This is a genomic window from Deltaproteobacteria bacterium (assembly GCA_026388545.1).
Taxonomy (GTDB): Bacteria; Desulfobacterota; Syntrophia; order Syntrophales; family UBA2185; genus JAPLJS01.
In genome coordinates, this window is the sequence record JAPLJS010000063.1 from 1 (window position 1) to 11,482 (window position 11,482).

14 protein-coding genes and 1 pseudogene are annotated in these 11,482 nt (G+C 43.4%); 7 read left to right on the top strand and 8 right to left on the bottom strand.

Translation table 11 applies throughout. The features are described from left to right. The first annotated feature begins 175 nt into the window (after nt 1-175). The 7 genes and pseudogenes from NTW12_07425 to priA all read left to right on the top strand — a co-directional run bounded on the left by NTW12_07425 (nt 176) and on the right by priA (nt 7,278). Nucleotides 176-1,054, top strand: coding sequence for a site-specific DNA-methyltransferase (locus tag NTW12_07425; protein ID MCX5846173.1), 879 nt, complete (start codon nt 176-178; stop codon nt 1,052-1,054). Further along, nucleotides 1,014-1,760 carry a PmeII family type II restriction endonuclease gene (locus NTW12_07430; GenBank protein ID MCX5846174.1) on the top strand — a complete coding sequence of 249 codons (747 nt, stop codon included), beginning with the start codon at nt 1,014-1,016 and terminating at the stop codon, nt 1,758-1,760. The genes NTW12_07425 and NTW12_07430 overlap by 41 nt, the downstream gene beginning before the upstream one ends. A gap of 795 nt (nt 1,761-2,555) precedes the next feature. Continuing rightward, complete coding sequence (rsfS, locus tag NTW12_07435; protein MCX5846175.1) at nt 2,556-2,951, top strand: ribosome silencing factor; 396 nt, start codon at nt 2,556-2,558, stop codon at nt 2,949-2,951. Between the two features lie 2 nt (nt 2,952-2,953). Then, nucleotides 2,954-3,676, top strand: coding sequence for a ComF family protein (locus NTW12_07440; GenBank protein MCX5846176.1), 723 nt, complete (start codon nt 2,954-2,956; stop codon nt 3,674-3,676). A 62-nt stretch (nt 3,677-3,738) separates the two neighbouring features. After that, nucleotides 3,739-4,185: pseudogene (gene rfaE2, locus NTW12_07445) on the top strand (D-glycero-beta-D-manno-heptose 1-phosphate adenylyltransferase). A gap of 168 nt (nt 4,186-4,353) precedes the next feature. After that, a complete protein-coding gene (gene dksA, locus NTW12_07450; GenBank protein ID MCX5846177.1) occupies nt 4,354-4,716 on the top strand; it encodes an RNA polymerase-binding protein DksA in 363 nt (120 codons plus the stop codon). 129 nt (nt 4,717-4,845) lie between these two features. Further along, nucleotides 4,846-7,278: a primosomal protein N' gene (gene priA / locus NTW12_07455; GenBank protein ID MCX5846178.1), complete on the top strand. Its 2,433-nt coding sequence runs from the start codon at nt 4,846-4,848 to the stop codon at nt 7,276-7,278. A gap of 101 nt (nt 7,279-7,379) precedes the next feature. Here the strand turns inward: priA and NTW12_07460 are convergent, their stop codons facing one another. The 8 genes from NTW12_07460 to NTW12_07495 all read right to left on the bottom strand — a co-directional run. After that, a complete protein-coding gene (locus NTW12_07460) occupies nt 7,380-8,279 on the bottom strand; it encodes a TraB/GumN family protein (protein MCX5846179.1) in 900 nt (299 codons plus the stop codon). A gap of 105 nt (nt 8,280-8,384) precedes the next feature. Beyond that, nucleotides 8,385-8,747 carry a DUF5329 family protein gene (locus tag NTW12_07465; protein ID MCX5846180.1) on the bottom strand — a complete coding sequence of 121 codons (363 nt, stop codon included), beginning with the start codon at nt 8,745-8,747 and terminating at the stop codon, nt 8,385-8,387. Nucleotides 8,748-8,833: 86 nt separating this feature from the next. Continuing rightward, nucleotides 8,834-9,250 carry a putative toxin-antitoxin system toxin component, PIN family gene (locus NTW12_07470; GenBank protein ID MCX5846181.1) on the bottom strand — a complete coding sequence of 139 codons (417 nt, stop codon included), beginning with the start codon at nt 9,248-9,250 and terminating at the stop codon, nt 8,834-8,836. After that, the gene (locus NTW12_07475; GenBank protein MCX5846182.1) at nt 9,247-9,534 is read right to left on the bottom strand and encodes a type II toxin-antitoxin system Phd/YefM family antitoxin; all 288 of its coding nucleotides are present in this window, start codon (nt 9,532-9,534) and stop codon (nt 9,247-9,249) included. The genes NTW12_07470 and NTW12_07475 overlap by 4 nt, the downstream gene beginning before the upstream one ends. A gap of 157 nt (nt 9,535-9,691) precedes the next feature. After that, entirely contained in the window at nt 9,692-10,168 is a 477-nt protein-coding gene (locus NTW12_07480) for a hypothetical protein (protein ID MCX5846183.1), read from the bottom strand. 91 nt (nt 10,169-10,259) lie between these two features. Continuing rightward, complete coding sequence (locus tag NTW12_07485) at nt 10,260-10,583, bottom strand: type II toxin-antitoxin system PemK/MazF family toxin (protein MCX5846184.1); 324 nt, start codon at nt 10,581-10,583, stop codon at nt 10,260-10,262. Continuing rightward, nucleotides 10,570-10,800, bottom strand: a complete 231-nt coding sequence (locus NTW12_07490; GenBank protein ID MCX5846185.1) for an addiction module antitoxin — start codon at nt 10,798-10,800, stop codon at nt 10,570-10,572. The genes NTW12_07485 and NTW12_07490 overlap by 14 nt, the downstream gene beginning before the upstream one ends. A 550-nt stretch (nt 10,801-11,350) precedes the next feature. Further along, nucleotides 11,351-11,482, bottom strand: a 132-nt coding sequence (locus NTW12_07495; GenBank protein MCX5846186.1) for an IS630 family transposase, incomplete at its 5' end; no start/stop codon positions are given.

Sequence of the window (11,482 nt, forward strand, 5' to 3'; positions counted from 1 at the left end):
CAAGCCTTAAGGGAGATGAAACGGGCCGCATAGGGGAAATCGTCCCGGAAATCCGTTCTCATCCACAATTATCTTCAGTTGTCAAAGAACAGAACAACAAAAAACTTTTAAAAACCTTATTTTTCAGGACGAACTAAGTAAGTTAAAAGAATAATTTTTGAAACGTTAAGCATAAATGGAAATAACTACAGACATATATCTTGGAGACAGCAAGGAACAGTTAAAACTACTTCCAGACAACTCGGTTGATCTTGTTGTAACATCACCGCCTTACGCAGACCAGCGAAAAAATACATACGGTGGCATTAGCCACGACAAGTATGTGGAGTGGTTTTTGCCTATTTCCGAACAGCTATTACGTGTCCTAAAGCCAACAGGAACCTTTGTCTTAAACATCAAGGAAAAAGTAGTTGAAGGGGAGCGCAGTACCTATGTAATGGAGCTTATTTTAGAAATGCGTAAACAGGGATGGTTGTGGACAGAAGAATTTATTTGGCATAAGAAAAATTGCTATCCGGGTAAATGGCCTAACCGTTTTCGTGATGCTTGGGAAAGGCTGCTACAATTCAATAAAAACAGGAAATTCAATATGTATCAGGAAGAAGTAATGGTTCCAATGGGCGACTGGGCAAATTCAAGACTAAAAAACCTTTCTGACACCGATAAAACTCGTGACAACTCAAAAGTAGGAAGTGGATTTGGTAAAAACATTTCAAACTGGCTTGACAGAGATAAAGCTTACCCAACAAACGTTTTGCATTTAGCAACCGAATGTAACAATAAAGACCACAGCGCAGCCTTTCCGGAAGAATTGCCTGAATGGTTCATCAAACTTTTTACAAAAGAGTATGGCACTGTTCTTGACCCATTTATGGGTTCAGGAACAACTTTAATTGTCGCAAACCGAATGAAACGAAATTCAATAGGCATCGATATCGTTCCAGAGTATTGTGAAATGGTGAGAAAGCAATTGAAACCCGTTGAATTATATTTATTTGAGCCAAAGGAAAATTATGGAAAAACTAAACCTAAAAGACGTACTTCAGTACGTTGAACAAAATATCGGGACATTTCACCAAAAACGTATTCAAAGCCTTGATGGATTAAAGTTGTCGCTGGTTCTTAAACGAAAAAATCCGTATCTGTTCAAAGCAAAATATATGTTGACTGCTGAACAGATTGTAAAAGGCTTGGTGGACGCACATATCTCATCGAACGAAGAAACTATTTTTGGCGATTGGCTGGAAGGACTTGCTATTTTCATCAACGATAAGGTTTACGGTGGTCGTAAATCAGGCATTACAGGCATTGACCTTGAATTTGACAGCCACGGAACAAGAAACATCGTAACAATCAAATCGGGACCAAATTGGGGCAACAGTTCACAAATTGCGAAAATGGTAGCAGACTTCAAGACTGCTAAAAAGACGCTGAGAACCAGTAACTCACAATTGAGCATAGTTGCTGTAAACGGTTGCTGTTACGGCAGAGACAACAAACCAGACAAGGGAGACTATTTCAAATATTGCGGTCAACACTTTTGGGAGTTTATTTCAGGCGACAGCGAACTGTTTACAGAAATCATCGAACCACTTGGGTATAAAGCCAAAGAAAAGAATGATGATTTTGTAAAATCGTATTCGCAAATGATTAACAAATTCACCAAAGAATTTTCAAATATATTCTGCAAAGACAATGGAGAAATTGACTGGGACAAATTGGTTCGATTTAACTCTGCGACAGCCGAGCCAAAGAAATAAAAAAGAACGCTCAAGGCGCTGCACCGCCGATGCAGCTTTGTCGTTATCAATGCTTTTAACCGGAAAGCACAAATATTATCAATGCTGTCAGTGTAAACAGTAATAGGTGACAGCAATTTTCATTTCCATCTGAATTTTATCCTATCACTCTTGCGAATTGCGGGATGAAAGCTGCTACACAATCCCATCATCCGAAAATCACGCTTTAAATAAAGAAACAGAGTACCCGTCTGTGAAATCAAGAGTGTTGATAGGTAGGTATAAGTCAGTCAAGGCTCAATTCAACAGATTATCAACTCAAAAGTACGCATGAACCGGATGAACCTTATTCCTTATTCCTTATTTCATCTCCCCGCCGCATCCACCCCTCACATTTTTCTATCGGGGGCGGGAAAAGTATGAATGGTACAGAAAGGCAGGACGCCTGTCCTCTGGAGTTTGGACATTTTTATAAGCGTTTGTTACCCGTTGGCGGGCGCCTTCCTCATTGTCCCCCTCTGGAGGGGGTGTAGGGGTGCGAAGCTTATTGGTAAAAGGTTGTAAGCGTTTGTTGTAGCTGCATAAATTATTTTTATCAGCTTCCATACCACCCCCTGCACCCCCGCCAGCGGGGGACAACAAAATGTCCAAACTCCATGTGATTGGGCGTCTCATCCGGCGCCATTTATTGTTAGAAGGCGAATTGGTTTTAGGCATTAAATATTTGTTGCTAAAAACAACTGCTTAATTGTAAAATAAAATAATAGTTGAGCATGGCTCAAAATAATTCAAAACATACTGTTTAAGGAGGTGTTATTGGTTAAAGAAAGCATAAATGGGAAAGAGCGGGTACTCCTGTGCGTTAATGCTTCTCTACAAAGAAAGGCTAAAGACTTAATCATTTTAAACGTCAAAGAATTTTCTTCCATCGCAGACTATTTCATCATCTGCAGCGGAACCTCTGACCGGCAGGTCCAGGCCATAGCTGCATCAATTCACGAAAATCTGAAAGAATATGGCGTTTTACCCCTGGGCATAGAGGGTGAAAGAATCGGGAAATGGGTTCTTATGGACTATGAAGATGTAATCATCCATATCTTTTACGAACCCATCAGAGAATTCTACGACATTGAGCGTCTGTGGTCAGATGTACCATGTATGGAGATTGGGGATGATCTTACCGAATTGACAGCCCTTGACAAAGGAATGTAGCATTGAAACGTATCCTCGCAGGTCTTTCCGATATTATATTCCCACCGCGATGTTTGACATGCGACACAATTTGTGATCATCAAACAAATACCCTCTTCTGCCCTCCCTGTTACTCAAAGATACATTTCATCCGATCACCACTCTGTCCATGCTGCGGTATTCCTTTTACCGGCAGTGACGGAGGTAATCACATCTGCGGGGATTGTATCGTCTCAAAATCCGCCTTCTCTGTTGCCCGTGCAGTCGGACGTTACGAGACCACACTCCTCGAAGCAATACACCGGTTCAAATACAACAGGAAAATTTCCGTTGGTGAAATCCTGGGGAAACTAATGGCAGAATTCGAATACCCCGCCTTCAATATCTCAGACTACTCTTTGATAATACCGGTTCCTCTTCATCCAAAAAAGTTGAGAGAACGAGGATTTAACCAGTCCGTAATTCTGGCCGGGGAGATTTCCATGAGATTCTCACTACTTTTAGACTTCGAAACGCTCAGGCGGCATATCTACACAGAACCGCAGATCAGTCTTGGGAAAAAGGAACGCGAAAGGAATGTTCATGGCGTTTTTTCTGTCACTGACCCTGGTAAAATAAAAGGAAAAACAATTATCCTGGTGGATGATGTATATACATCCGGGAATACGGTAAAGGAATGTGCACGGGTACTCATGAAAAACAAGGCTGCAGCAGTGGCGGTTCTCACGCTTGCCAGGGCAGTTTGATGTAATATAATGAGAAAGGGGACACTATGAACAAGATATATTCCCGGGAAAAACTGAAGGAAGAGATCGACCGGCTCCGGAAAGAAGGAAAAAAAATTGTTTTCACGAACGGCTGTTTCGATATTCTCCACGTGGGACATACCCGTTATCTTAAAGAGGCGAAAAAACGAGGCGATGTCCTGATCCTGGGTCTTAACAGCGATGAATCAGTCCGGTCCCTGAAAGGAGAAACACGCCCACTGATCCCCGAGAGTGAGCGGGCAGATGTTGTCGCGGCCCTTGAGTCGGTAGATTATGTAACGATTTTCCATGAAACCACCCCTCTTGAACTGATTGAATATCTGAAGCCCGATATACTTGTGAAAGGAGGCGACTGGAAAGAGGAGCAGGTAGTAGGGCGGCAATCCGTGGAAAAATGGGGCGGGAGTGTAGTTATCATTCCCGAAATCATAGGATCATCAACCACAAATATTATTGAAAAAATAAAAAAAGTTTATGGAATGCAGTGAATAAAGAAATCTCTTTGATTTTAAAAATAAATCTATTCTGCCTTCGATCAACTTTTTCCTTTACAAAAAGGTATACTTTATGTAAGAAGCACAGTTTAAATACAGACCTCATATAAGGTGATCGATAAGGTGATCGAAATGACCACAAAGCCAGAAAAAATACATTCCATGAAACCGGAGAAGCTCCAAACCTTTAGATATCTCCTGACTCAAAAAATGAATGAGTTGCTTGATGAAGCCGATAAAACAGTTACCGACATGACAATAGGGAAAGAAAATTTCCCTGACCCCAATGACAGAGCCAGTCTCGAATCAGACAGGAACTTCGAACTCCGCATCCGGGATAGAGAAAGAAGGTTGATCGTAAAGATTCAGGAAGCGATAAAGCGTATCGACGACGGTGTCTTTGGTATGTGCGAAGTCTGTACTGGCCCCATCTCTGAAAAAAGACTGTTGGCAAGACCTGTAACGACTCTCTGTATTGATTGCAAAACCAAACAGGAAAAGATAGAAAAGCTAAAAGGGGAGTAAATGTCCTGATAGATATTTTAATGCATAGAGTCCACACACCGCTTCACGTAACAAAAAGATAGAACAACCCCGTAGAACAACCTTTAATATTATTATCCTCTCACCTCGCCTACGCAGGTAACATACACAATGTTTGTATCGGTTGCCGTCAATATCCCTTCGGAAAAGACGTTCTCATATGCCGTTCCTCCCGCTCTGCAGAAAGATATCACCATAGGGAAACGGGTTCTCATCCCCTTCGGCAAGAGAAGACTGACCGGCTACATTATCGAATTATCGCACTCAACGCCCCGCGAAGACATAAAAGAGATTATTGAAATCTTAGACCCTGAACCGCTCTTTAACGAAGACGATCTGAAATTTTACCGGTGGGTATCTCAATACTACATCTACCCTCTTGGTAAGGCACTGCCCGATATCCTGCCGGGAGGGATCGACCCGAAGAGCGACCGGTGGATCACTGTCGTAAAAGAAAAACAGGAGAGAAACGATTCTCAGATCTCTGCGGCACAGTGCAGCATTATTGATACGCTCATGCAAATTCCTGCCGGCCTGTCTCTCACACACCTCAAAAAGATGATCGGGACGAAGGATATCTACAGGGATATCAATCTCCTCCAGAACGCAGGTTTTATTACGGTGGAGAGCAGAACAAAAAAGCCGGAAATCGTCCCGAAGAAAGAAAAGATTGTCACCCTCAATAACCGGAACGTAACCAACAAAAAACTAACAAAGAAACAAAACCTGCTGGCCGATTTTCTCCGTTTACACGGTTCCTCGCCTATTGCCGCCCTCCGCGAAAACTTCACAAACGTTCACCCCTTGATCATGAGCCTGGAACAACAGGGAGTTGTCACTATAACCGAAGAAGAGGTCTCCCGTCATCACGGACAGAACCCCGATATCGGCGGCAGCACCCTTATAATTACGCCGAACGAGGATCAGGAAGACGCTCTCCATGAAATTGTAAAAGGATTGGAATCTGACAGGTTTTCCCCCTATTTACTCCATGGCGTCACGGGCAGCGGCAAGACAGAAGTCTATCTCAACGCAATCAGTGAGACGCTCAGAATGGATGGAGGGGTAATTTCCCTTGTACCGGAAATTGCCCTGACACCGCAACTGATCACCCGTTTTAACCAAAGGTTTCATAACCGGGAAATAGCCGTGCTTCATAGCGGTATTTCAAAATCTGCCAGGTATGATCAGTGGCGCCGCATTCAGCGGGGTGAAATCAGGGTTGTCGTCGGAGCCCGGTCAGCCGTCTTTGCACCCGTCAGAAATTTGAAGCTGATCATTGTGGATGAGGAACATGACACCTCCTACAAACAGGATGACCGAATGAGATATAATGCCCGCGATCTCTCTATTATGAAGGCAAAACTCAATTCGGCAACGGTTATCGTAGGTTCCGCCACACCGGCGATCCAGACATATTTCAATACAATGAAGGGGAAATATAAGTACCTCATCCTGCCCAGGAGAGTGGAAGATAGACCTTTGCCGGAAGTGGAGATCATCGATATGAAACGGGATGCGGAAGAAGATAGCCGCGTTTCATCCCTTATTCTGTCCAAGGCCCTGAAAAGCGCAATAGAGGACACCCTTGAAAAGAAACAGCAGACACTCCTCTTCTTGAACAGGCGTGGTTTTCACACCTTCATATTCTGTCTTGACTGCGGACATTCATTTAAATGCATGAACTGTGCAGTATCCATGACGTATCACGCAGGGGTAGACACCCTTAAATGCCATTACTGTGACTATGGTATCAAGCCCCCTGCGTCATGCCCCGGATGTCATGGAAACCGTATACGCAACTATGGAGTAGGAACGGAAAAGCTGGAAGAGGAAGTCAAAAGGCTTTTTCCTCAGGCCAGAATCGGGAGAATGGACAGCGACACCACAGCCGGAAAAGGGGCTCATGAAAAGATACTAAAGTCCCTCGACAAACGTGACATTGACATCCTCGTCGGTACGCAGATGATTACCAAAGGGCACGACTTCCCCTACGTTACTCTGATCGGCGTCATTTCCGCCGACACTTCCCTGAATATCCCCGATTTTCGTGCGGCGGAAAGGACATTTCAACTCCTGACTCAGGTTTCAGGCAGGGGAGGCAGAGGCGAATATCCCGGCAGGGTTATTGTCCAGACCTTTAATCCCCGGCACTATGCCGTCACCAGGGCCAGAGATCATGATTATATGGGGTTTTATGAAGATGAGATTGCCCTGAGAAGTACCTTAGCCTATCCCCCCTTCTCCCGCATCGTGAACCTGCACCTGTCAAGCCGGAGAAAAGATCAGCTCATAGAAGGGATTGAAAAATTAAAACAGCTTATTACAGACCTGTTACCAATCAATAAACTGAAGGGGAAGGTGGAAGTCATCGGCCCGGCAGAGTCCCCCATCGCAAAAATCAAAGGAAGGCACCGCTGGCAACTCCTCTTGAAGGGTGAGGATACTCGCGCAGTTAATAATCTGGCAAAGGGCATCCTCTCAAAAGCTCCCTTAACCGGTTTAGATATCAAAGTAGACGTGGACCCCGTAAACTTTATGTAACTCCCGGCATTACCTAAATATTTACTGTTTCCCAAAAAATTCCCGAATGCTGTATTTGTCAACCCGATATCGTATGCAAAATTGATGAAATCACCCTTGATTCACAATTGCTCTACAGAATAGCCCCTTCCTTTCAATAACTGGACAATCCCTCTATCTCCCAAGAGATGGGCTGCCCCGACAACAACAAAATAGTTTCCGTTTGTTTTCAGGAAACCTTCTATTTTTAGTGCCATGTTTCTGTTTCTCTTATAGATCAGCTTATCATAAATACCGGAAAATCTTCTATCTTCAGTGAAGCTTTTTGTTACTGTCCTCTCCATGCTCTCCACGGCTCCGGCCTGCCATGCCTCCACCAGGTTATCAACTTCTTGCGTAAGTATTTTTAAATCTTTCAATGTATATAACAAAAACAATTCTTGTTCGTCATCGTTTAAGCCGGAGAGAAGATCAATCTGATAATCAAGACTCTCAAGTTCCAAGATTTTTTTCGTGCCTGCCGCTTTTGAAAGAAAATACTTGTCCATCCCATAATTAGGGTCATATCCGGCTTTCATAAGTTCCACTGATGACAACGTCAATCCCAGGAACCACGGCTTCTGGTTATAGACAAACTCAACGGGCAAACCAAGCCTTTCTGTTTGCTCTTTAATCGTGTCGAAGGTACTTCGGGAAACGTGTTTCTCCAGGGTATCATTGCCTGAGTAGAAAGCGCTTTCCATCAATTTCTGAATATTCAACCGGCCAATATCATTGATGTCTGCCTCTACTGCTAAAACATCAGACTTTTCAAAAGCATTCTCTATTGTCCTGCTAAGCGGGTAGATATCTTTTTTCAAAAGATGGATTGAACCGAGTATATAAACAGTGCTTCTTTTTGATTGAACGCGCCACAAGAAGCTCTTCTCAGCGTAAGAAAAAGTATAAGTGGTACAGATAAATGTGACGATTAAAAAAAGGATTGAAACAATAAGGCGAAGACTTGATGTTTTTCTTTTCATAATAATCACCAAGATTCAGATTTACAAAACGAATCCATTATAACGCTAAAAATCAGCGGCGGGCGCAAAGCGAACCGACCACTGCATTTTTTCAGTTAGGCGTAGTTATTTTACGGTTGAATAATATTCCTTTAGTTTTTTTCGAAAATATTCTTCTGATGTTATGGTCTTCCCATCAGATGATCTGATCATATACGGTTTGCCGGTAATAGAAGATTTGGAAGCGCATAGCCTTATAAAATCATCAGCGGTTTGGACCACAACAACGTTTTGAAGTTTCATTCGTAAATGCTCCGCGGCTTCCTTCCCATCATGCTCTGAGCCGTTTCTGATAAATTTTGCTCCTTTTAAATTCTCTACGGAGGATATTAAAAATTCGATTTTCTTTTTTTCTATATTATCCTGGGCGCTGACCGCCCCGGAAAATAGCGCCAGGATTACAAATGCTGTGACCAATATCTTTTTCATGCTTTCCTCGTTAAATTGCGCCTAACCCTGAGCTAACCGGCGCGCGGTTTCTTGCGCGTCCTGGTTGAGCGCCTTATTATGTGCTTCTACTCTACTCGCTGTTCTTTGTAAAATATTAGAAACTCTTTTGGTGAAAGGACTTTGATTCCTTGGCATAGCTCAGCAGGGAAATGGCTTTGATTTCCTGTAACAAGACATGCAGCATGACCTGCAAGGGCAGTTTCCAGAAACGGTTCGTCATCTGGATCAGGAAGCGAATTGGTTATAGGAGAAGGCGCCACTGCCTGGCCACGATACACAATATAGTCAAGAATTGCAGCCACCTTTTCTTCTTCAAAGTTAAACTTAGGGCGGTGCAACACTTCACTGTACTCAGATAGAATACGGGCATCAAAATAAAGTGTCAGTTCACCGGATGAAATCAGGCGGACGATTTCGCCACAAGCCCCAAACGGCGATAAAAGACCCGCGACAAGAACATTGGTGTCTATGACGATGTTCATCGTACACGCTTTTTACGAACAGATTTTATTTCGGCATTAATTTGATCCATCGAAATCTTATCTGTTCCTTTTTCTACCGACTTACGCTGAAGAGAGACAACCGCCTCAACAGCACGTGCCCGGCGAAATGCCGATAGCGATTCCTCAAGGCTTGCCTCGGTTATTGACGCAAGAATGGCTATTGGCCGTCCATTGCTGGTAACAATCATTTCCCTTTCATCAGGAAGCTCTTTCCAGATTTGCGCCGATTTGCCTCTTAAATCTCGAACGCTCAAAAATTTCATGATCATATCCTCCATTTGCGTACTAGATATTGTACACAAATGTCACCCAATGTCAATTCATATTTAGGTGCATATCGTGAAGATCACCGGGGCGCGGAACGCATGTCCGGTGTATTGATTGGTTCGGTTTCTGTTATCATGCGTGCTGTACAAAGCTTTATTGATTCAGTGCTTTGATCATGTGGGGGAGCAGTAAGCCAATCAATAACAACGCCATGCCCGGACGCATTAAATTGACAGGTTTCATGTTCCGTTCCATGATGGCTGTGGCGGCATGATTTGCAGCCGAGAAAGTAAAGAACAGCAACATCGCAGTGACTATGGTAGCATCCGCATATCGCCCCCAATCCAGCATATAAACAAGCAAGGCCGTGATGGCTGTGGCCGCATTGGCAAGACCCGATTGAATTTGATACGCACGATTGGGTTCATAGCCAATTTTCTCAGAGGCCACTTCGCCCAGTATCAGAGATTCAAAGGCCACTGTGCCGGACATGAGCATTACTACGAATGGCCCCATAATATGAAATCGTGATATCGCATCATTGCCAAAATAATAGGCGAAAAAAATGGCAAGTCCTATGCCGGCAGGCCGAAGCCACTCCATCATCAATGCCAAATTCTTCTTAGTCATTTTGCCTCGCTTTCCCGATCATGGTTACCTACCGAACGAAAATATCACCGGCGCGAGGAACGAGCGTCCGGTGGATTGACTTGTCCCGCTCTTAATAAATACCAAGTTGTATCTTAACGGCTTCTTCAACCTTGCACATATCTTCCTCAGAAAGAATGCCGGCACGGTTAAAGAGTCTTGACTTGCTTACAGTGGCTAATTGATCCGCCATGGCCTTGCTCTCTTTACCTTCAAAATCCACTATCGCCTCACTGGGATAGAGACGTTCTGTTTTACTGGTAAGAGGAACAACTTGAACTCTATTGAGGAATTTGTTTGATGCGTCATTGCTAATGATAACGGCAGGACGCTTCTTTTTGATTTCCCCACCAACAGAAGGATCAAAATTGACCCACCAGACTTCACATCGTTTCATGATCCATGTCCTTAAAGGTAATTTCTGCCCACTCTAATGCTTCATTCTCCCGATTTTTGTCTTTTGCCATTTCGGCGTAGGCAGATTCATAATTGGGACGAACAACGTGAGGACGAACTATTTCCTGGATAAATCTGCTGATTTTGCGGGGTCCTATGATTTTATGGAGACCGTTATATACTTCTTCATCAACTGTTATGGTTAATTTCTTCTGCATGACACACCTCCTTTACACGTGTAATATACGTGTAGATGCATGGCGTGTCAATAGAAAACAAGACGATTTAAATGAAAAGCATGTTTCATTTTTATAGGGATAACGAGGCGATCACTGGCGGCTGAAAGCCGTCCGGTGGATTAGCTTGTTGGCTGCCCCCTTTTTTGTAAAACAAGAACACAAATGTGGTGTATCGTGAACACCCATATGCATAGCCAATCTAGAAATCCAGGGGTAGCTCCATACCATACCTCATTGTCACGAAATACTATCCCACCAACATTAGTATCAAAATCTGCATGAGACAATGCATTCCTCAAGTGGCGGATATAGTCACAATTGAGCAATTGTCGGCAAAGAATCGCTGTAGGCAGTTTTGAAGAATTACCCTGCTGAAGAATATCTTGTATGACACCTTCTTTCATGTAAACCAATGCTATATACAATCTGAAAATCAGCGATCCTTGTAGCTGGAGCATATGACAAAATGGAAGTGGAATTTCTTTAGGTAAAAGTAGTTCTGCATGTGATTGTTTACTCCCACTAGTGTTTAATTGCATAAATTAACGATAGTATTTCTGAGTTGCGATCCTTTGACTTCTCGTTTTCGCCAGACAAAGGGTTTGGCTTTGGGACCATAGACGGCGACAAATGCCTCAATGGCTTGGCGTAATTCTTCAAT